Annotated in this window: 16 protein-coding genes; 6 read left to right on the forward strand and 10 right to left on the reverse strand. The window is 61.2% G+C overall.

Annotation, left to right across the window (positions count from 1 at the left end; translation table 11 throughout):
- Positions 1 to 75: 75 nt before the first annotated feature.
- From BC360_RS14540 to BC360_RS14555, 4 genes are all read right to left on the reverse strand, one after another.
- Positions 76 to 1,497 (reverse strand): ankyrin repeat domain-containing protein, encoded by a 1,422-nt coding sequence (locus BC360_RS14540; RefSeq protein WP_244512732.1) that lies wholly within the window; start codon positions 1,495 to 1,497, stop codon positions 76 to 78.
- Positions 1,498 to 1,765: 268 nt separating this feature from the next.
- The gene (locus BC360_RS14545; protein ID WP_065795687.1) at positions 1,766 to 2,593 is read right to left on the reverse strand and encodes a TolB family protein; all 828 of its coding nucleotides are present in this window, start codon (positions 2,591 to 2,593) and stop codon (positions 1,766 to 1,768) included.
- A gap of 24 nt (positions 2,594 to 2,617) precedes the next feature.
- Positions 2,618 to 2,953 carry a hypothetical protein gene (locus BC360_RS14550; protein ID WP_065795688.1) on the reverse strand — a complete coding sequence of 112 codons (336 nt, stop codon included), beginning with the start codon at positions 2,951 to 2,953 and terminating at the stop codon, positions 2,618 to 2,620.
- A gap of 2 nt (positions 2,954 to 2,955) precedes the next feature.
- Positions 2,956 to 4,638: an NAD+ synthase gene (locus BC360_RS14555; RefSeq protein ID WP_065795689.1), complete on the reverse strand. Its 1,683-nt coding sequence runs from the start codon at positions 4,636 to 4,638 to the stop codon at positions 2,956 to 2,958.
- Between the two features lie 269 nt (positions 4,639 to 4,907).
- Between BC360_RS14555 and BC360_RS14560 the strand changes: the two genes are divergently transcribed.
- The 4 genes from BC360_RS14560 (at position 4,908) to BC360_RS14575 (ending at position 10,569) form a co-directional block, all read left to right on the forward strand.
- The gene (locus tag BC360_RS14560; RefSeq protein WP_065795749.1) at positions 4,908 to 6,830 is read left to right on the forward strand and encodes an LTA synthase family protein; all 1,923 of its coding nucleotides are present in this window, start codon (positions 4,908 to 4,910) and stop codon (positions 6,828 to 6,830) included.
- Between the two features lie 460 nt (positions 6,831 to 7,290).
- The gene (locus BC360_RS14565; protein ID WP_065780051.1) at positions 7,291 to 7,713 is read left to right on the forward strand and encodes a TadE/TadG family type IV pilus assembly protein; all 423 of its coding nucleotides are present in this window, start codon (positions 7,291 to 7,293) and stop codon (positions 7,711 to 7,713) included.
- Positions 7,714 to 7,735: 22 nt separating this feature from the next.
- Complete coding sequence (locus BC360_RS14570; protein ID WP_065795750.1) at positions 7,736 to 9,454, forward strand: pilus assembly protein TadG-related protein; 1,719 nt, start codon at positions 7,736 to 7,738, stop codon at positions 9,452 to 9,454.
- Positions 9,455 to 9,651: 197 nt separating this feature from the next.
- Complete coding sequence (locus tag BC360_RS14575; protein WP_065795690.1) at positions 9,652 to 10,569, forward strand: hypothetical protein; 918 nt, start codon at positions 9,652 to 9,654, stop codon at positions 10,567 to 10,569.
- A gap of 262 nt (positions 10,570 to 10,831) precedes the next feature.
- Here the strand turns inward: BC360_RS14575 and BC360_RS14580 are convergent, their stop codons facing one another.
- From BC360_RS14580 to rpiA, 5 genes are all read right to left on the reverse strand, one after another.
- Positions 10,832 to 11,230: a GFA family protein gene (locus tag BC360_RS14580; protein WP_065795691.1), complete on the reverse strand. Its 399-nt coding sequence runs from the start codon at positions 11,228 to 11,230 to the stop codon at positions 10,832 to 10,834.
- A 124-nt stretch (positions 11,231 to 11,354) separates the two neighbouring features.
- A complete protein-coding gene (locus tag BC360_RS14585) occupies positions 11,355 to 12,728 on the reverse strand; it encodes a class II 3-deoxy-7-phosphoheptulonate synthase (protein ID WP_065780351.1) in 1,374 nt (457 codons plus the stop codon).
- A 246-nt stretch (positions 12,729 to 12,974) separates the two neighbouring features.
- The gene (gene gor / locus BC360_RS14590; RefSeq protein ID WP_065795692.1) at positions 12,975 to 14,366 is read right to left on the reverse strand and encodes a glutathione-disulfide reductase; all 1,392 of its coding nucleotides are present in this window, start codon (positions 14,364 to 14,366) and stop codon (positions 12,975 to 12,977) included.
- A gap of 196 nt (positions 14,367 to 14,562) precedes the next feature.
- Positions 14,563 to 15,111 (reverse strand): DUF2059 domain-containing protein, encoded by a 549-nt coding sequence (locus tag BC360_RS14595; RefSeq protein ID WP_065780041.1) that lies wholly within the window; start codon positions 15,109 to 15,111, stop codon positions 14,563 to 14,565.
- Between the two features lie 121 nt (positions 15,112 to 15,232).
- The gene (gene rpiA, locus BC360_RS14600; protein ID WP_065780039.1) at positions 15,233 to 15,928 is read right to left on the reverse strand and encodes a ribose-5-phosphate isomerase RpiA; all 696 of its coding nucleotides are present in this window, start codon (positions 15,926 to 15,928) and stop codon (positions 15,233 to 15,235) included.
- A 222-nt stretch (positions 15,929 to 16,150) separates the two neighbouring features.
- On the opposite strand from rpiA, the gene BC360_RS14605 reads away from it, so the two are divergent.
- Positions 16,151 to 16,828, forward strand: a complete 678-nt coding sequence (locus BC360_RS14605) for an HAD family hydrolase (RefSeq protein WP_065780036.1) — start codon at positions 16,151 to 16,153, stop codon at positions 16,826 to 16,828.
- Positions 16,829 to 17,196: 368 nt separating this feature from the next.
- On the opposite strand, the gene BC360_RS14610 is transcribed toward BC360_RS14605, so the two are convergent.
- Positions 17,197 to 19,092: a L,D-transpeptidase family protein gene (locus BC360_RS14610; protein ID WP_065795693.1), complete on the reverse strand. Its 1,896-nt coding sequence runs from the start codon at positions 19,090 to 19,092 to the stop codon at positions 17,197 to 17,199.
- 534 nt (positions 19,093 to 19,626) lie between these two features.
- Between BC360_RS14610 and fumC the strand changes: the two genes are divergently transcribed.
- Complete coding sequence (gene fumC, locus BC360_RS14615; protein WP_065795751.1) at positions 19,627 to 21,018, forward strand: class II fumarate hydratase; 1,392 nt, start codon at positions 19,627 to 19,629, stop codon at positions 21,016 to 21,018.
- Positions 21,019 to 21,029: the final 11 nt, after the last annotated feature.

Raw genomic sequence — 21,029 nt, forward strand, 5'->3', positions numbered from 1 at the left:
CCGGCCAGCGGCCTCTGAAAGCGTCGCACCAAAAGGCCTTACAGAAGACCGCGCTCGATCACTCGTAAATTTAGATCAGAATCTTCTTGCACTCTGGGCGGCAACCACAGAAGCCTTGCCGTTATACTCCGCCCAGCCGATCGGTGGCGCATGATGGTGCGGGTCGCGCGCCATGGCGTTGGCGCCATGATCGAGCAACAGCTTCGCCATTTCGATATGCCCGTGTAATGCCGCCTCGTGCAGCGGGGTGCGCGAGGTCATGCGGTTGACGTCGAAGCCGAGCGACAACATCAGCACCACCTGGGCCTGCTGGTTTTCACCCGCAGCCTCATGCAGGATCGCCGGATGGGCCGCTTGCGTGCGCGAAACGAGTGTCGGATCCGCCGCCGCCAGTGCCTTCGCCAGCTCTTCCTTGCCCTCTCCAATAACCCGCGCCAGGCGGTCGACATCGGTGAGTTCTGCCGCCGTTGCGCCATGAGCAGCCAGATACTCGGCAAGGGACGTGTCCCCGCCGAGCTCGGCCCATTGGTACGGCGTGCGCCCGTTCACGGTGTGGTTGACGTCGGCTCCATGCTCGACGAGCAGCCGAACGCGGGCCGCCATCTTCTTTTCCAGCGCCCAGGCAAGCTGGTAGTCGAAGACCCGCTCGCTGTTTTCGATCAGCTGGCCATCTTCGCGGACAAGCCAGTTGTTCCTGTCCTTCGCACTCAGTCCGTGCCGCAACAGGAGTCCGATGCAGGTGTTGTCGGGCTCGAACATCCGGTTGTAGAGCGCCTGGCTGTCATTGGCCTTGGCGCCGGCCTTGAGCAGAAGTTCGGCAAAGGCGATGCAATCCGGGTGTTCCGGCTGCCGCTCCTTGCCCGCCTCGCCCTGGCCGAAGACGCCCGTCAGAGCGGTAAAGCGAAATTGCCCGTCATCCATCCAGAAGACATTGGCATCGGCACCGCACGCGATAAGCCGCTCGCCCGCAGCAAGCGAAGACCTGCCGGGAACGCGGGCATAGGCCGCGTAAAGCAGAGGCTCCCAATCGTAGGGACCGCCGCGCTTGCCGGCGAGCTTCGGATCCTTATCGAGCCAGCGGTCGATCGCTTTGACATCACCGAGCGCTGCGGCAACATGGATGCTCTCGCCGGCGATTTCAGGATGTTCGTCGAGCAGGGCTTTGGCCTGAGCATATCGCTCCGGGTCGGCAGCGATATCGGCGAAGTAGGACACGGTCGCCAGTGCCAGGAAACGGTTGGCAAGCTGTTCGGTTGCAGGCTTTCCCGGTTGAGCGCGTTCGAGATGCGTTTTCAATCGCGTCCAGCTGGAAAAGCCGAACTCCCGGGCAATGACCAGTTGGGCATCCTGCAGGCCGATCGCGGCCGGGTCAGCGAAATAGGGCAGCGCCCGCTGGCGTGCTGCGGCATCGCCAGCCTTTACGGCCTTCAGAAAAGCCTTGGCCTGTTTGCCGATGGAATCCAGGGTAGCGTTCGCGGGAAGATCGCGCGTGATCATGAAAGACCTCCTTTCATTCACGTCCGGTATCCGCGCCCACAGACTGAAAAGAGGTGTGGCAACCAAGTTCAGTAAAACAGGTGGGTCTGGCCCTTCCCGCGGATCGGGTGCGCCCTGCGAACGACAAAATCGCTACCACGCAGCCCATATTGTTGTCTACAGCGCCGCGCGTCTTATCAGACGCGCAAAGGTCGCTGTAGCACTTTGAATTGCTGCATGTTTTCATCCATAAATCGGATAGGATTTAAGGAAACATGCAGTAGTCTGCTCAGCTTTCCCGCTCGTAGCGAACGAAAGCAAAGCAATCGCCCCTGGGCGACCAGTTCGGCACGTTCATCGTGCCCTGCCCGCCGAAGAGCTCGAACAGCTCGCGCGCATTGCCACCGTCCATGTCCATCAGTCGCAAACGGACGTCCAGGTCTCGCGGATGGTCAAAGACATCGCCGTCATAGGAGAGAACCAGCAGGTGTCGCCCGTCCGGCGACGGATGCGGGAACCAGTCTCCATAGGGGCTGTCGGTAATTCGTTCGACATCGGTGCCGTCCGGCCGAACGCGCCAGATCTGCATGCGGCCGGTGCGGCTGGAGTTGAAGTAGATCCATGCCCCGTCCGGCGACCAGTCGGGCCCGTCGTTTCTGCCCTCGCCCTGCGTCAGCCGCCGCTCCTCGCCGCCCTCGACCGGGATCGTATAGATATCGAAGACCTGGTCACGGATGCCGCAATAGGTGAGCGTCTGGCCATCCGGCGACCAGCCGTGCCAGTAGGACGGAAGGTTCGGGGTCACGAGCCGCGGAATGCCGCCGGTAGCGGGCAGCAGATAGATCGCCGACTTACCGAACTCGGTCTTGTCGCTGATCGCAATCGTGCTGCCATCCGGCGAAATGCCGTGGTCGTTGTTGCAGAGGCGGGCAAAGCCGGTGTCGATCTGGACCGGCGCACCGCCAGCAAGCGCAAGGCGATAGAGTAGCCCATCTGCGTTGATGATAAGAGAGCGCCCGTCCGGCGACCAGTTCGGCGCCTCCGCCAGCCTGTCCGTCTGCCAGACGACGCGAGTCTTGCCGGTCACGATGTCATAGGTTTCGACGGAACTGCGCATGCCCTTCTCCTGCCGCGAGCGCAGCTATTTGCGTTCGTCGCCCGCCGGCAGCATTGCCAGCACTTTGGCGCAGATCGACCGCATCAAGCCGAAAGTGCGCTGGTCGCGCCAGGTCGAGACGAAACCCCAGGCCAGCAGCAGCAGGATGCAGACGAAGGCCACACCGACGATGACGAGGCTGCCGGTCGCAAGACCATAGATCCCGAACACCGCCGGTGTCGCGAAATAGGCGACCTGCGCCGAAACCTGCCCGCCGGCAGAACCATCACTCAACGACCAAAGCCGGATCAGCCGGATTTCCGCGTCCGTGAACTCGGGACGGCTTTCCCTGCCGTCCTGCCCTTCGGAGAAGATGCTCACCGCTAACCCCGGTCGCGGAACCGGTTGGTGATCGGATAGCGCCGATCGCGACCAAAATTCTTCTTGGTGATCTTCACGCCGGGTGCCGACTGCCGGCGCTTGTATTCGGCGATGTAGAGCAGATGCTCGATGCGGTGCACCGTCGCTTCGTCATGACCGCGCGCCACGATCTCCTCCGTGCTCATCTCCTTTTCGACGAGGCATTCGAGAATATCGTCGAGCACCGGATAGGGCGGCAGCGAATCCTGGTCCGTCTGGTTGGGACGAAGTTCGGCCGAAGGCGCCTTGTCGATGATGTTTGGCGGGATGACCACGCCGGACGGACCGAGCGCGCCTGGTGGCACGGTGGTGTTGCGCCAGCGTGAGAGCCCATAGACCTCCATCTTGTAGAGGTCCTTGATCGGATTGAAGCCGCCGTTCATGTCGCCATAGAGCGTGGCATAGCCGACCGACATTTCCGACTTGTTGCCGGTGGTAACCACCATCGAACCGAATTTGTTGGAGACGGCCATGAGAATGGTGCCGCGTGTGCGGCTCTGCAGGTTTTCCTCGGTGATTCCTGATTCCGTGCCTTCGAACATATCCGCCAGCGCGTCCAGAAACCCCTGCACCGGCTCTTCGATCGGCACGATATCGTAGCGACAACCAAGCGCTTCCGCGCAATCCTTGGCGTCTTTCAGCGAATCCTTCGAGGTGTAGTGGTAAGGCAGCATGATCGTGCGCACGCGCTCCTCGCCGAGCGCATCGACGGCAAGTGCTGCGCAGATCGCCGAGTCGATGCCGCCGGACAGGCCGAGCACGACATTCTTGAAGCCGTTCTTGTTGACGTAATCGCGGAAGCCAAGCATGCAGGCGCGATAGTCGGCCTCCTCCCGCTCCGGCATGCGCGACTGCAGACCGCCGGCACAATGCCAGCCATTGTCGCCCTTCTTCCATTCGACGATCGACAGCGCTTCCTCGAACTGGCTCATCTGGAAGGCGAGTGACTTATCCGTGTTGAAGGCGAAGCTCGCGCCGTCGAACACCAGCTCATCCTGGCCGCCGAGCTGGTTGGCATAGATCATCGGCAGGCCCGTCTCGATCACCTGCTTCAGCACGACCTGATGGCGCACGTCCACCTTGCCGCGGTAATAGGGCGAACCGTTCGGCGACAGCAGGATTTCAGCACCGCTTTCCGCCAGCGTCTCGCACACACCGAGATCGCCCCAGATGTCCTCGCAGATCGGAATGCCAATGCGAATGCCGCGGAAATTGACCGGTCCCGGCATCTCGCCCTGGTCGAACACCCGTTTCTCGTCGAACTCGCCATAGTTCGGCAGATCGACCTTGTCGCGCACTGCAATGATCTTACCGCCATCGAGAACGGCCACCGCATTGTGGCGCCCAGTCTTGGCGAGACGCGGAAAACCGATGATGACGCCGGGACCGCCATCGGCGGTCTCCGCCGCCAGCTTTTCCACCGCCTGCAGGCAGGACTTGAGGAAGGCCGGTTTGAGAACCAGATCCTCCGGCGGGTAACCGGAAATGAAAAGCTCGGTGAGAAGCAGGAGATCGGCGCCCTGGCGCGCCGCATCGGCGCGCGCCTCACGCGCTTTCGCCAGGTTTCCGGCAATATCGCCGACCGTTGGATTGAGCTGGGCGATTGCGATACGAAGCAGGGTGGGAGTGGCTTTATGAGCGGTCATGAGCGGGCCTGTCGGTCTGTTCTCGAACGAATGCGTCTGACTTTCGCCCCGATCTTTAGCGCAATCCGCGCCAAAATACCCACAGCCAATCGCCGCGAAGCGAAAAATTCCAAATAATTCTGCCTTTCCGGCTTGTTATCGGCGTAGGCTCGCGCGCCCTGACGTCACGAAAACCTGTTTCCAGACACCCTGAACAAGCCATTCATCCCCTGTTCAAAATGACGGTCGTATGACAGTTACACGACACATTGATGAAATTGGAGAAGATGTTGGCTAGTATTGATTCAGCCGTAGCGAGGAGATCACGAGTCTACGCTGGTAGACCCGGATTTGCCGCGCGGCACGCCAAGACGCTGACCTCCGCGCGCAGTGCATTTTTCTCGCTGGCGATTGCGGCTGCCCTCGTTTTTGCAGTCGAGCTGATCGTGCGCCAGTCCGTGGCTGACACGACCGCCTACTTCCTCGATCCGATGCGCCCCGCCTGGACCACCATCGGCGCATTCTTCCTGATCCTGCTCGCCATCGATGGCGTTTTCGGCCGCGAACACAAGTCCGCCGTGCTCCTTGCGCCGCTGGCGATCATCCCGGCCATCATCTGCCAGCAGAAGCAGGTCTTCCTGTCCGACCCGCTCTATCCCACCGATTTCCTCTTCGGCCGCCAGATCCTCGAGCTGATGCCGGTTCTGGTCAAGGACCGCCCTTGGACCGCCGTCGGCATCGTTGTCGGCCTCATCGCGGCCGTCGCCGCAATCGGCCTGTTGCTGCGCTACGCCTGGCGCAACTTCCCCAAGCTGACGCGCCGCGAGCGCATCGCCCGTGCGGCTTTTGCGCTGCCATTGCTCTTCGCCTTCTGGAACATCATGGACTACAACCAGTTCTCCTGGATCCGTGATCGCCTGAAGGTCATCCCGATCATGTGGGACCAGACCGAAAACTACCGCCACAACGGGTTTGCGCTCGCCTTTGCGATCAACCTGCCGATGGCCAATGTCAGCGCGCCTTCAGGCTACATGGCCGATGCGATCGACCGCATCCCGGTCAAGCCGCTGCCAGCCGGCACCTCCCACCGCGGCAAGCCTGATGTCATCGTGCTGATGAGCGAATCCTTCTGGGATCCGACGCGTCTGCCGAACGTCAAGCTGACGCCCGACCCGATGCCGACGATCCGCGAGATGCAGTCAGGCAACGTGTTCTCGCCCGAGTTCGGCGGCATGACGGCCAATGTCGAATTCGAAGCGCTGACCGGCTTTTCGAACGCCTTCCTGCCCTATGGCAGCATTCCGTACCAGCAGTATATCCGCAACCCGATCCCGTCGCTTGCCACCTTCTTCCGTGGCGAGGGTTACGTTTCACGCGCCATCCATCCGTTCCAGAGCTGGTTCTGGAACCGCACGGCCGTCTACAAGGCCTTCGGCTTCGACACCTTCAAATCGGAGGAAAACATGCCGCCGATGCAGAAGCGCGGCATCTTCGCCTCGGACGAATCCCTGACCAAAGAGATCATCCGCCAGGCGGATGCCATGGACGACCCATTCTTCTTCTTCGCGGTGACGCTGCAGGGCCACGGCCCCTATGAGCCCAACCGCTATGCCAGGAACACCATCAAGGTCGAAGGCAACCTGCCCGAGAGCGACCGCCAGGTGCTTGCCACCTATGCGCAGGGCATCAAGGAAGCCGACGAGAGCCTGAAGAAACTCATGGATTGGGCTGAGGAACGCGACCGCGAAACCATCATTGTCCTCTTTGGCGACCACCTGCCGCCGCTGAACACCGTCTATACCAACACCGGTTTCATGAAGGGCGTGACCGCCGAGCGCAAGGGTCCGAAGGATCAGATGAAGGCCCAGCACGAGACGCCGCTCGTCGTCTGGTCGAACAAGACGGGTCCGAAGAAGAATGTCGGCACGATCAGCCCGGCCTTCCTCTCCTACCAGATCCTGAAGCAGTCCGGTTACGAGCATCCCTATTACACCGGCTTCCTCGGCAAGGTGCATGACCAGTACCGCGTCGTCGACCGCTACATGCTGATCCGCAAGAACGGCAAGGATGTCGCCGAGTGGTCGCGCCAACCGAAGGTGCCGGCGCTGCTGCGCGACTACCGCTTCCTGCAGCACGACATGATGTTCGGCAAGCGCTACTCGACCGACCGCTTCTTCAAGTCGCACGCGGATCTCTACGCCGCAGGTTTCTAATCCAACGTGCTTGAGAAACAGACAGAGCCGGACGGGCGACCGTCCGGCTCTTTTCATTTTCACCTATCCCGTTGATTTCCTGGTCGAAGTGGTGCGCTAAATCCCTCCGCCCCATTTCCGGAGACGACCATGCTGCACTTCAACGACCTTTCTCAGCACCTCTTCGGCAAACGTGCTGCTGCGCGAGATCGCCGATCTGCGTACCGACATCGCCAATCTCAACCGCCAGCTTGCCCAATATCGGCACGCGCCCGACAACGAGTAGTCGACGCGCGAGGAGATAAAATGTGCCAGAATCTGCGCGGTTCCTAATTCAATCACAAATATGCATTTCGCAACAACAGGCTATTTCTGACCATTGAAACAACCTATTCGCGTATCAAAAAATTAACACTTAAGGCGCAGCCTGAAGGTGCAGGGACAGGGAAAAAGCAGTCACGGTTCGGTCGGAGTTGCTGATATGTCCAATACAACGCGCCTGTTCGGCAGCCGCGATGGCGCTGCCGCAATTGAATTTGCGATCATCGCCCCACTCTTCCTTCTATGTCTGCTGACATTGATCGCCTATGGCATCTATCTCAGCGCAGCCCACTCCATTCAGCAGATTGCCGCCGATGCAGCGCGCACCGCCATCGCCGGCCTTTCTCAAAGCGAGCGGGAACGTCTTGCGACGGATTACATCCAACGCACGACGATGGATCAAGCCTTCATCAAGCCATCCCAGATGACGGTCACCGTCAAGGACGACACGAGCAACGCCAGCCAGTTCACGGTAAGGATCAAATACGACGCCGGCGATCTCCCGATCTTCAACATGTTCACCTTTGCGATGCCGAGCGAGCAGATCGAACGCTTCGCGACAATTCGCATGGGAGGCATCTGACATGGTTCTGAAGGTGCTAGGAATGCGGTCCCTCGCACGATCAAGGGATGGCAATATCGGCATATCCGCCGCTCTCGTCATGCCGCTCGTGATCATGTCCATGGGGCTCGGCATCGACTACGGCTACCTCACCGTCCAGAGGCAAGAGATGCAGTCGACGGTCGATCTTGCCGCCATTGCCGCCGCATCGAACGTGTCATCCGCCGAGCAGGCGGTCCTCAAGTACTTCTCCAACAACGGCCTTAATTTCGCGGTTGCGACACCCGCCGGCCTGCTGACGGTCGACGGCAAGGTCCTGCCGCCGGGCGACATCGGCACTGCGAAGGTCGACGGGGTGGCAACGGTCACGCGTGGACGCTATGTGCCCGATCCGAACATCGCCGCGGGCCACCGCTTCATCAAGGACGCGGCCCCCTCAGATGCGGTCCAGGTGCATCTGGAAAAGAAGGGTCTGATCTATCTTGCCTCTGTCTTCAGCGAGCCACCGGATCTCAACGTCATCGGCACGGCGGCCAGTTCGAAAATTGCCGCCTTTTCTGTCGGATCGCGTCTTGCCAGCCTTAATGACGGCCTGCTCAACGCCATTCTCGGCCAGATGCTCGGCACGAACATCTCGTTGAAGGTCATGGACTACAACGCCCTGATCGACGCCGATATCGACATCCAGCCCTTCCTGAAGATCATTGCGACCAAGCTCAGCCTGACCGCCGCCTCTTACGAGGACGTGCTCGACGCCCAGCTGACGATGCCGCAATTGTTGTCGTCGATGCGGCTGTTTCAGGGGCTCTCCGGCACGGTAACCTCAGCTCTCAAGAGCATCGAACTGGCGACGGCCAACAACAGGAAAACCTTCACGTTGGCGCAGATCCTCAATCTCGATCCCAAGAAGGACCTGAGGGTCGACGCCGGGTCGGATTGGGCGATGAAGGTCAGCGCACTGCAGATCGTATCTGCCGCCGCCGCCATTGCCAACGGCGAGAACCAGATTGCACTTAACGCCGTCGCGGGCCTGCCGGGAATAGCCTCGGCCACAGTGAAACTTGCGATCGGCGAACCGCCGGTCGAGACTCCGAGCCACCGGCTCGGCACCCCGGGCGCGGCGGTGCGCACGGCACAGACCCGGCTCGCGGTCGAGGTGGGCGTAGACGGGCTGGCTGCGCTTGCAGGCATTCGCATCCGTCTGCCGATCTATGTCGAGCTGGCCCACGCCGAAGCCAAGCTTTCCGATATCCGCTGCTACGGCGGCAACCCGGAGAACGCGGCAGTCGTTGTCGATGCGGTGCCGGGCGTCGCCGAAATCGCCATCGGCGACGTCAACCCGAAGGTGCTTTCGAGTTTCTCGTCCGACGCTCGGGTCGAACGCGCCCGCATCGTCGATGCGCTGGTGGTCAAAATTGACGCTATCGCGCACGTCGAGGCGCAGAACCTTCAAGCTTCCCGGCTGACATTCAGCCCCACCGAAGTGGCCGCACGCTCGATCAAGACCGTATCGACCAGGGACATCCTGTCATCGACGACGAAGACCCTGCTCAACAATCTGGATCTCAACATTCAGGTGTTGTTCCTCACGCTCGGCAGCCCCACGATCCTGCAGCAGGCGCTGGCCCAGACCCTCGGCGCTGTCACGAAACCGGTGGATGATCTGCTCTACAACCTGTTGCTCCTGGTAGGGGTACGGGTGGGCGAAGCGGATGTCCGTGTCACCGGCGTCAAATGCCAACCGCCGGTTCTCGTGCAGTAACAGCATCCCGACAAACACAAGAGGGCTGGCAACGGAAAAATCCGTTGCCAGCCCTTTCGAACAAAATCGCGGGTTCGCACGTTATGAGCAAGGTACAGCTGCTACAAGCAGTGGAGTTGAGTAGTATCGAAGCAGGCGTGGCGAGGGATCGGCCCCCGAGACATACGCAAGAGATCGTCGGGAGATGTGCACAGCAGATGCATTTGGTGGCAAAACAGGGGGATGCTACACCGGAGAAACCGCTCGCCTTCACAGCGGACGGAATCTTGCGCAATCCGCTGCTGCGCGAGACGCTGCAGATCAGCGCCCGCGATCTGATGGCGGTTTATGATATTTTTCCGCGCGTGGCCCGTCTCGTCGCCTCCCACCAGAAATGGATCTTGAGCCAGGCCGCCTACGCGCTTCATCTTGAGCGCGACCCATCTCACCCTGATTCTGGTGTTACCGCCGCACGGCTTTTGAAGTTCATGCACGAAACCGGTGGTGCCAGCAGAAACACGGCGGCCGCATTCCTGGCTGAACTGCTCGCCTACAAACTGCTGCGCGATGCCAGCGGCGAGCGGACAAACAAGAAGGTTCGCCCACTGGAGCCGACGGAAGTCAGCGAGAACGCGATGATGCGTTGGTTCATGAGCCAGATGGGCACGCTCGACCGCCTTGATGGCAGGCGTCGGCTGGAGCATGTGGAGGCCGATACGTCGGTACTCGGACGCACGCAGCCGATCGCGGCCAGAATGCTCCTTTCCGACAAGAACTGGAGCGAGCCCCCCGAAGGCGTTGCCATCTTCGTCTGGACCGAATGCGGCGGCTTGTTACTCGACGATCTGATGGCGCGTCCCAAAAGTCTGACGCCTGTGGACGGGAAGGTCTGGCTCGAGCTCAATCTGGCTGAACTTGCGACGCATTACACGATTTCCAATACCCATGTCCGCAGACTGTTTACCAGGGCCCAGGACTCCGGCTACATCGGTCGATCGAACGACGGCGCGCGTGGCCGCTTCTGGATGAGTGCCCGGCTCGTGGACGAATATTGTCGCTGGCAGGCCGTCAAGCTCGCCGCATTGGCCAATGCGTATGAGAGAGCCACGGACGGTGCCGTCCGCTTGGCGGAATAGCATCACCTCGCCCCAACCGTGGAGCGTTCCCGGTCCTTCATCAGCAGCTGTGCTGGGTGCCGACGCACGAAATCGGCCATACAGCGCCGCGCGTCAAATCTGACCATCATTCTCTGCCCTGCTAACCAGAGCCCACCGATCGAGGTCGCGCCCTATCCAGACGCCCGGGCCATGAAACCGTCGCCAACTGCCTTGTTTCACCTGACGTTCGGGCGCGCACGAAGGCGTCATCGCGTGGCGGCCGGAAGTGGCCTGCGCGGTCTTACGTCCGCTCTGCATCGAACTTCGGCAGCCCGTCGTCGATCTCGTAGAAGTCGCCCTTGTCGGCACAGAAAATGTGATAGCCGGGTTGGAGGTCCGTCGGCTTGTCGAAGGCGCCGGCCATGATCGAGGTGTAGTCGAGGCCATCCGATTTCCAGAACAGGGCTGAGCCGCAATGGCGGCAAAACCCCCGCTGGGCGCTATTGCTCGAGCGATACCAGGTCACGTCCTCGGCGCCCTCAAGTTCCATGTCGCGATCCAGGACATCGGTCGCGGCGTAGTAGAGACCCGTCTGCTTTCGGCATTGCGTGCAATGGCAAAAGATCAGCTTGCGCAGCTCGCCCCGTGTCTTGAAGCGCACTGCAGCGCACAGGCAGCTGCCGCTATGGATATCCGACATGGTCCCCTCCGACCTCCCTGAAACGAAAAATGCCGGGCTAGCTTCGCGAGCCGGCCCGGCATTGTCAATTTCATAGCGACGGCTCGAGATTCAGAAAAACTGAACCGTGGGCCGGACGTGACGATCAGCCGTTGACGACCAGCTTCTTCTCGTCTCGGCCACCCTTCATGCGCTCGGCAAGCAGGAACGCCAGTTCCAGCGCCTGGTCCGCATTGAGGCGCGGATCGCAATGAGTGTGGTAGCGATCGGCCAGATCGTCGCCCGAAAGCGCGCGGGCGCCGCCGGTGCACTCGGTGACGTCGTTACCGGTCATCTCGATATGAATGCCGCCCGGATGCGAACCTTCCGCACGGTGGATCTGGAAGAAGCTCTCGACTTCCGACAGGATCCGCTCGAACGGCCGGGTCTTGTAGTTGTTGAGCGTGATCGTGTTGCCGTGCATCGGATCGCAGGACCAGACGACCTTCTTGCCTTCACGCTCCACCGCGCGGATGAGGCGCGGCAGGTGCTCGGCAACCTTATCGTGGCCGAAGCGGCAGATCAGCGTCAGGCGGCCGGCTTCGTTGGCCGGGTTGAGCAGGTCGATCAATTCCAGCAGGCCGTCGGCCGTCAACGACGGGCCACACTTGAGGCCGAGCGGGTTCTTGATACCGCGGCAATATTCGATGTGCGCATGGTCGGGTTGGCGGGTGCGGTCGCCGATCCAGATCATGTGGCCCGAAGTCGCGTACCAGTCGCCGGACGTGGAATCGACGCGCGTCAACGCCTGCTCGTAGCCGAGCAGCAGCGCCTCGTGGCTGGTGAAGAAATCGGTCTCGCGCAGGCTCGGATGGTTTTCCGAGGTGATGCCGATCGCCTTCATGAAATCCATCGTCTCGGAGATCCGGTCGGCGAGCTTGCGGTAGCGTTCCGCCTGCGGGCTATCTTTGACGAAGCCGAGCATCCACTGGTGAACGTTGTCCAGGTTGGCATAGCCACCCATCGCAAAAGCGCGCAGCAGGTTGAGCGTCGCGGCTGACTGGCGGTAGGCCATGATCTGCCGTTCCGGGTTCGGCACGCGGTCTTCTTCGGTGAACTCGATGCCGTTGATGATGTCGCCGCGGTAGCTCGGCAGCTCGACGTCGCCCTGCTTCTCGATGTTGGACGAGCGCGGCTTGGCAAACTGGCCGGCGATGCGGCCGACCTTGACCACCGGCTGCTGGGCGCCGAACGTCAGAACGACGGCCATCTGCAGGAAGGCGCGGAAGAAATCGCGGATCGTGTCGGCACCGTGCTCGGCAAAGCTCTCGGCGCAATCGCCGCCCTGCAGCAGAAAGCCGCGGCCCTCGGCAACATTGGCAAGAGCACTTTTCAGACGCCGCGCCTCACCGGCAAACACCAGCGGCGGATACTTCGCGAGCTTCGCTTCCGTTGCCGCAAGAGCTGCAAGGTCCGGATAGTCCGGAACCTGCTGGATGGGTTTCTGCCGCCAGCTATTCGGAGTCCAAGTCTGTGCCATTTCGATCACCTGTTGTCTGCCGCGGACTTCGGTCCGCGCGGGTCGCACCCTGACGGTTTTGACACCGCCCGGTATTCGGAAATTTCACTCTAGTCCGCGTGCCCTGCTCCAGCGCGTGGCCAAGCCCTCGCGCCCGCTCGAAGCCGGTGACTTCGCGGATGCGGGCTTATAGACGTTAAGCGATGGCTTGGAAAGACATCCTACCAGAATTCATGGATTCCGGCGCCAGCAAAGCGACCGCCCTGCTCAGCCGACGCGCTCGCCCTTGCGCAGGCGATAGGTTGGCGCATACATCGTCACGAGCTCCTCCGATCCCGTCGGGTGAACGGCCATGGTGCGGTCGAAGTCGTCCTTGGTGCACCCGGCCTTCAGCGAAATGCCGAGCAACTGCGCCATCTCGCCGGCATCGTGGCCGAGAATGTGGGCGCCCAGCACCTTGCGGTCGGCAGCGTTGACGATCAGCTTCATGATCATCTTTTCCTTGCGGCCGGAAAGCGTCGCCTTCATCGGTCGGAACTCGGCGCGATAGACTTCCAGCTCCTCGAACTGGCGTGCCGCCTGCTCCTCGCTGAGGCCGACGGTGCCGATCTCCGGCTGGGAGAAGACTGCAGTCGCGATCAAGTCGTGGTCGGGCGATACCGGGTTGTTCCCGTATTCGGTCTCGATGAAGCACATAGCCTCGTGAATGGCGACCGGCGTCAGCTGGACGCGGTCGGTTACGTCGCCGAGCGCATAAATGCCGGGCGCGCTCGTGCGCGAGAAGGCGTCGACGACGATCGCGCCGCGCTCGTCCGTGTTCACGCCGGCGCTCTCCAGCCCCAGCCCCTTGGTGTTCGGCACACGACCGAGTGCCAGCATGATCTGATCGACGGCAATTTCGCCGTGTTTCATCGTCTGCGCCACGCGCTTGCCGTCTGCGCCCGTGGCCACCGACTGAATGATGTCCTCGCAAAGGATTCGGATACCCTTTTCCTCCATCGCCTTGTGCAGACCGCGGCGGAGATCCTGGTCGAAGCGCGAGAGGATTTCCTTGCCGCGATAGATCAGCGTCGTCTCGACACCGAGACCATGGAACACATTGGCGAACTCGACCGCGATGTAGCCACCGCCGGCAATCAGGATCGACTTCGGAAGTTCGGGGAGGTCGAAAGCTTCATTTGAAGAGATGCAGAGTTCATGACCCGGCAAAGCGCCATGCGGCGTCGGATGCCCACCTACGGCAATGACGATGCGTTCTGCGGTCACGGTCTTGCCGGTATCGAGCAGGCGAACCGTATTCGGGCCAACAAGCTGCGCCCGCGTGCGCAGGATCTCCGCGCCGGCATTGGCGAGCCCCTTCTCGTAGAGGCCTTCAAGGCGCGTGATCTCCTGTTCCTTGGCCGCCACGAGCTTTTGCCAATCGAACCGGCTTTCACCGACGGTCCAACCGAAGCCGGCCGCATCCTCGAAATGTTCGGAATATTGCGACGCGTACACATAGAGCTTCTTCGGCACGCAGCCACGGATGACGCAGGTGCCGCCATAACGGAACTCTTCGGCGATCGCCACTTTCTTGCCGAGGCTCGCTGCCAACCGAGCGCTTCTGACGCCACCCGAACCGCCGCCGATTACGAAGAGGTCATAGTCGAAAGCGGGCATGGTGAACTCCTGAAGGTCGTGCAGACTGCAATTGGGATGATAGGGACACAATGCTATCGGCGTTTCGCCGACCGCATGCCCCGCCCGGGGTGGGAGCCCCGTCGCAGGCACATATAGGGTTGCACTGCGGAAAAAGAAAAGCCCGGATCGCTCCGGGCTCCTCAAAACGTGATGTGATTGCTCGACTGGCCCGAGGTTATTGGGCGGGCGTCTGGACCGTGCCTTCAACAAGTGCCGGGGCCGACGTGCCGACCTTGGCGTCGAGCGACTTGGTCGCTTCGGTGTTGAGGTCCCGCGAAACGCCGGCTGCCCAGATGTCGGCCGCCTTCAGCAATTCGCGCGAAGCGATCGGGCCATCATTCAGGAGCTTCTTGCCGGCGGTCGAGTTGTAGAACTCCGTGATGGCGTTCAACTCTTCGAGCGTAAAGGTCTTGGCGTAGATCGTCGCCGCCTCATGCTCGAGGTCGGCGCGGCGTGATGCCAAGGACAAAGCCTTTTCATCGACGGTCGCGGTGATCAGTTCCTGGAAGTTCGGCGAGGCCTGGATCAGGGTGTTCTTCAGACGCTCGGCCAGGTTCGGCAGGATGTTGTCGAAGTTGTTGGTCACACCGAGTGCGGCGATGGTCGCGCGAGCGGCCTTGACCTGGTCTTCAGACACGTCCTGAGCCTGGACCGCCGGAATGGATGCAGAAAGGAGAACCGCGGTGACTGCGAATGTGCGTACAAGACCTGCGAGTTTGTTCATTTTTATCCATGCTCCTGTGTTTGTCGCATGCTGCCCGGGCGATTGCCGCCGCCAGGCCCGCATGTGTGGTAACCTGTTTTCTTCACCGTTCCCTGCTCCTGGCGGAGCATTGGAAACCAGCTCAAGACGCGGTCAGAATGCGTGCCTCTTCCGGTCCGGCAATAATTGCCAGCGACGCGATGCCGATGAAAAGCCCATGCTCGACGACACCGGGAATGGCATTCAGCTCTCCCGCGAGCGCATCTGCATCAGGAATACGGCCAAAAGATGCATCAAGAATGAGGTGTCCACCGTCGGTCTTGAATGGCCCGTCACCTGACTTGCGCACGGAGATATCGCCGGAAAGGCCGAGGCGCGAAGCCACCTTTTCGATGGCGATACGCGTCGCCACCTGCCCAAACGGATTGACCTCTATCGGCAGCTTGAACGCGCCGAGCACGTCGACGACTTTGGTTTCGTCGGCGATGACGATCATGCGCTTGGAAGCGGCCGCGACGATCTTCTCGCGCAGCAACGCGCCGCCGCCGCCCTTGATCAGTCGCAACTGGCCATCGACCTCGTCGGCGCCATCGATCGTCAGGTCCAGTTCCGGCAGCTCGTCCAGCGATTTCAGCTGCACGCCGAGCTCCAGGCAAAGACGCGCCGTGCGCTCGGAGGTCGGAACACCTTCGATGCGAAAGCCTGCAGAGACCTTCTCGGCCAAGAGCCGAACGAACTCCTCCGCAGTCGATCCCGTCCCGATGCCGAGCCGCATGCCGTCTTCGACATATTCGAGCGCCGCTGCCGCGGCTTTGATTTTCATTTGGCGGGCGTCCATACGCCAGTCGCTCCCTTTTGTTCACCGGATGTAGCTATGGTGACCCATCTTCTCCATCCGTTTTCCGCACAGACACTTACACGCCCGAAGCTGCAAACAAAAGCCAAAATCAGGGCCCCAGCCCGGATTCCTGGCCCGTTCCCACACACACTTGCCATTGCATTCTGCTGCAACTTCGCCTACCCGAACGGCAACTCTTTCCGGTTATGCGAGGTTCACCTCTTGTCTTCCCCCATTGTCGTCTTTGATCTCGACGGAACCCTTGTCGATACGGCGCCGGATCTGGTGGCGAGCCTCAACCATGCGGTGACCCAGGCGGGTGTCGAGCCGGTCACATACCGCGACCTCACCCACCTTGTCGGCCACGGTGCCCGCGCGATGATCGAGCGCACCTTCGCGCTTCGCAGCAAGCCGCTCGATGAGGATGCCCTCGCCTGGCAGATGAAGGAGTTCGTCGACTTCTACCATGGCTCCATGCCCGGTGATTCCCTGCCCTATCCCGGCATGCTCGACGCGCTCGACCGCCTGTCGGCGGCGGGCTTCAAGCTCGCGGTCTGCACCAACAAGCCGGAGATGCTGGCAAACCGGCTGCTCGAACGCCTCGGCCTCATCGATCGCTTCGCGGCGGTTTCCGGTGGCGACACGTTCGAAATCCGCAAGCCGAATGCCGACCACCTGCTGCGCACGATCGCCAATGCCGGCGGCAGTGCTGCGCATTCGGTGATGATCGGCGACAGCCTCAATGACATTCTGGTGGCCCGCAACGCCGCGATCCCATCGATCGCCGTGCCGTTCGGCTATTCCGACGTTCCGATCGAAAGCCTGGAGCCGACAGTGATCATCCGCCACTTCGACGAACTGACACCGGCGCTGGTCACTGGACTTTTCAACGGCAAGTGACGAATAGCACCCGCCGGGGCGCGTCACCTCCGGACCCGATCATTTTTGATCGACGGCAAGCGCGACGACGGTCGATGATCTTTGCGGAGCAGGTGTCGCAGGACTTCGCACCACCGTCGCCGCTTTCATGACGGCACGCCGGTTTCCCTTCGCGCCACCACAGCCAAAAGACGAAAAGACCCCCGCGGAGATGCTCCACAGGGGTCTTGCATTCTATGACCGAACGCAGCGCCGTTGGTTACTGCCTAATTCCTTAAATCGGATCCGATTTAAGGATAAAATTATGCAGCAAGTTTGAAGCGTTACAGCGTCCCTTGCGCGTCACATTTGACGCGCGGCGCTGTAGCGGCGACATGCCCGGATGTGTCTTACCCCTCGGCCCTGCGGGCGTTGCGGGTCGCGTCGAAGGCGCGGTCCATATACATATCGCGCTCATACACGTCGTCGAAATACTCGATGACACCGTCCTTGTTTGGCCAGGCGGTGAAGTAGGCGACGTAAACCGGAACCTTCTGCGGCACCTGCAGCGCCTTGTTGCTGCCACCGCCGATTTCCTTGCCGACATCCTCGACGCTGGTGCCGAGCACCGCCGCTGCCATCCGGCGCGGATCGGCAAGCCGCACGCAACCATGGCTCAGGGCACGCTGGTCACGCTTGAAGAAGCTCTTCGACGGCGTGTCGTGCATGTAGATGGCGTGCGCATTCGGGAACAGGATCTTCAACTCGCCAAGCGCATTGTCGCTGCTCGGCGGCTGACGTACGGCAACAGAGGCCGTCGATCCATTCCAGTTGACCGAAGATGACGGCACGGAACGGCCGCCGATCTCGACCTGGTAGCCCATCCGGTCGAGATAGCCGGGATCGTTGCGCAGCTTCGGCAGCATCTCATTGATGATGATCGACTGCGGCACGCCCCAGTAAGGATTGACCTCGACGGTCTGAATCTCGTCCTGGAAGAAATAGGTCTGGTTCGCCTTGGAGCCGACGACGACGCGCATGGAAAACTGCTCGGCGCCATTGTCGGTATAGGAGGCGGTAAAGGCCGGCTGGTTGATGAAGACATAGCGGTTGCCCAGACCATCGGGAAGCCAGCGCGCCTGTTCCATGGCGACTTCGAGCTTGTTGATCTTGCTTGCCACGGTATCGCCGCCCGTCAGGATGCGCAGCGACGCCTGCCCGACGACGCCATCGGCCTTCAGACTGTTTTCCTTCTGGAACGCTTCGACCAGCAGAACCAGCTCGGGCGTGTATTCGGGAGTTCCCTGATAGGAGGCGAGCACCGCAGCATAGTCCGCCTTCAGTGTCTCGGAGCCTTTGATGCGGATCCCGGCGACAATATTGGCAAGTTCAGGATTGCTCTGGCCCGGCTTCAACAGCGTGCCCGGCGCGATTTCGACGCGCTGTTCCACACCCTTTTCGGCGCGAAGACGCTCGAGCTCCACCGACAACGCCGCAAACTGCTCGCTCTTCGGGTTCTGATCGTTGAGCAACGTAGCAACATCGGAGCTTGCCGACATCTTGTCGAGGAACGCGCCGAGATCGACGGTCTTACGCTTGAAATCGTGATAGCCCGAGATCTTGTTGGGATCGATGCGGCCACGCACCGTATCCTGGACATAGGAAAGCGTTGCCGCCGACAACGAGATTTCGAACTGAACAAGCTCCTTTCCGCGTGCGATCATATCGCCGCGGTCGAAGTCGTCAGCCGGCACTTGAACGGCATAATCCTGCGGATCGAGACCGACCTTTGCCGCGTCAGCAAGAACGGCGATCGCCGCCTTCGCCCGCGCATTGACCGCGGCGCCGTCGATCCAGACGAAATCCGAACGCGAGCCGTAATGGGTCTCGATGGCTTTTGCCACGTCCGAGCTCGCACGAACCTCAATATCAGGCATGAATTGGCGGGCGTCGGCAAGCGGCCCACGCAGCATCGGCGGCAGCGCGCCGTTGCGCACGGAACCGGTGACGACCGGATCGAGCAGCTTGTCGGTGGCGATCCGACGCAGAGGCTCAGCCTTATAGGTGTAGTAGCGAGGGCCGACCACCTTCGGCAGCGGCTTGGAAACCGTCTTCTGCTGCGGTTGAACCATGGAATCGACGCCAGGCAGCGGCTGGGTGGACTGCATTTCCTGCTGCGGCGTCTTCTTCTTGCCGCCACGGATAAAGTCCATCAACGTGATGGCCTCAGCCGGCCGCACATCGAAGGTTGCAATCGAACAGCCGCTCATGAGCGCTACGATCGCTGCCGTCTTGAAAATTCTCATGTGAAACTACGTCCCCGTATCGCGTTGTCGCCGAACTCGGCTTTAGCCAGATTCTCGCCACGCCCTCGTGCTCCAAAACTTATAGAAAAGGATGGTGAATGAAAAGGAAACGCGCCTGCCCGAACCTGCATGAAAACACCTCTGCGCAGTAAAAAAACCGCTTCATTTTCAGGACGTTCGAGAGCCCATAAAAATTTGATTTGCATCGACATTAATGCGGCAGCGACGCCTCCAGCCAGGCCAAGCCACCGTTGCGCGCGCCCAATGAAGATAACGAATGTGACTGAAACGCCACAAGGATTCCGGACCCGTGCTGCGCACGGCGAATCGCCCGTCACACGGCGACAAAAGCCGCTCTTGGTCGCAGGCCCACCTTTCAAACGATTGTAGCATTGCCACCGCCGGCGCCGCCTCTTTACAAGCCCTGCCAGCCGGGGCAGAGAGAGGCCCGGCACCTTGGGGAAGGGGCAGCCGGTTGCGACCGCGTCCCCTCGCCCAGACTTCATGAACCGCATGACGAAGGCAGGGATCACGATGACATCGACGCGCACGGAAACAGATACGTTCGGCCCCATCGAAGTGGCAAGCGACCGCTACTGGGGCGCCCAGGCCCAGCGATCGCTCGGCAACTTCAAGATCGGCTGGGAAAAGCAGCCGGCTTCGGTCGTCCGCGCGCTCGGCATCGTCAAACAGGCGGCAGCCCGCACCAACATGGCGCTCGGCCGCCTGGATGCGACCGTCGCCGATGCCATCGTGAAGGCATCACAGGAAGTCATCGACGGCAAGCTCAACGACCATTTCCCGCTGGTCGTCTGGCAGACCGGCTCCGGCACCCAATCGAACATGAACGCCAACGAGGTGATCTCCAACCGCGCCATCGAGCTGCTCGGCGGCGTCATGGGCTCGAAGAAGCCGGTGCACCCCAACGACCACGTCAACATGAGCCAGTCGTCGAACGACACCTACCCGACGGCCATGCACATCGCCTGCGCCGAGCGGGTGATCCACGACCTGTTGCCGGCGCTCAAGCACCTGCATCAGGCGCTCGAAGCCAAGGTCAAGGCATTCGATCACATCATCAAGATCGGCCGCACCCACACCCAGGATGCAACCCCGCTGACGCTTGGCCAGGAATTCTCCGGCTATGCCGCGCAGGTCGCCTCCTCGATCAAGCGCATCGAAATGACCCTGCCTGGTCTTTGTGAACTGGCGCAAGGCGGCACGGCTGTCGGTACCGGCCTCAACGCCCCGATCGGCTTTGCCGAAAGGGTCGCCGACGAAATCGCCAAGATCACCGGCATCGCCTTCACCACGGCGCCGAACAAGTTCGAGGCGCTTGCCGCCCACGATTCGATGGTGTTCAGCCACGGCGCGATCAACGCCGCTGCCGCCGCCCTCTTCAAGATCGCCAACGACATCCGCTTCCTCGGCTCCGGACCCCGCTCGGGCCTCGGCGAACTCTCGCTTCCGGAAAACGAGCCGGGCTCGTCGATCATGCCGGGCAAGGTCAACCCGACCCAATGCGAAGCCCTGACCCAGGTCTGCATCCAGGTCTTCGGCAACAACGCCGCACTGACCTTCGCCGGCAGCCAGGGCCATTTCGAACTGAACGTCTTCAACCCGCTGATGGCCTACAACTTCCTGCAGTCGGTGCAACTGCTCGCCGATGCCGCCGTCTCCTTCACCGACAACTGCGTTGTCGGCATCGAAGCCCGCGAAGACAACATCAAGGCGGCGCTCGACCGCTCGCTGATGCTGGTGACGGCACTGGCGCCGAAGATCGGCTACGACAACGCGGCAAAGATCGCCAAGACGGCCCACAAGAACGGTACGACACTGCGCGAAGAGGCCGTCGGCGGCGGCTATGTCACCAATGAAGAGTTCGACGCGGTCGTGCGTCCGGAAACGATGATCAGCCCGGCCTGATCCGGTTATCC

This window comes from Ensifer sp. LC163 (assembly GCF_001695855.1).
In the GTDB taxonomy this organism is placed as follows: domain Bacteria; phylum Pseudomonadota; class Alphaproteobacteria; order Rhizobiales; family Rhizobiaceae; genus Ensifer.

Coding starts and splice junctions, on each gene's coding strand:
- gor (WP_065795692.1), bottom strand. CDS start 14,366: ATGCCCGCTTTCGACTATGACCTCTTCGTAATCGGCGGCGGTTCGGGT.
- BC360_RS14610 (WP_065795693.1), bottom strand. CDS start 19,092: ATGAGAATTTTCAAGACGGCAGCGATCGTAGCGCTCATGAGCGGCTGT.
- BC360_RS14565 (WP_065780051.1), top strand. CDS start 7,291: ATGTCCAATACAACGCGCCTGTTCGGCAGCCGCGATGGCGCTGCCGCA.
- BC360_RS14595 (WP_065780041.1), bottom strand. CDS start 15,111: ATGAACAAACTCGCAGGTCTTGTACGCACATTCGCAGTCACCGCGGTT.
- BC360_RS14575 (WP_065795690.1), top strand. CDS start 9,652: ATGCATTTGGTGGCAAAACAGGGGGATGCTACACCGGAGAAACCGCTC.
- BC360_RS14580 (WP_065795691.1), bottom strand. CDS start 11,230: ATGTCGGATATCCATAGCGGCAGCTGCCTGTGCGCTGCAGTGCGCTTC.
- BC360_RS14585 (WP_065780351.1), bottom strand. CDS start 12,728: ATGGCACAGACTTGGACTCCGAATAGCTGGCGGCAGAAACCCATCCAG.
- BC360_RS14545 (WP_065795687.1), bottom strand. CDS start 2,593: ATGCGCAGTTCCGTCGAAACCTATGACATCGTGACCGGCAAGACTCGC.
- rpiA (WP_065780039.1), bottom strand. CDS start 15,928: ATGGACGCCCGCCAAATGAAAATCAAAGCCGCGGCAGCGGCGCTCGAA.
- BC360_RS14570 (WP_065795750.1), top strand. CDS start 7,736: ATGCGGTCCCTCGCACGATCAAGGGATGGCAATATCGGCATATCCGCC.
- fumC (WP_065795751.1), top strand. CDS start 19,627: ATGACATCGACGCGCACGGAAACAGATACGTTCGGCCCCATCGAAGTG.
- BC360_RS14555 (WP_065795689.1), bottom strand. CDS start 4,638: ATGACCGCTCATAAAGCCACTCCCACCCTGCTTCGTATCGCAATCGCC.
- BC360_RS14540 (WP_244512732.1), bottom strand. CDS start 1,497: ATGATCACGCGCGATCTTCCCGCGAACGCTACCCTGGATTCCATCGGC.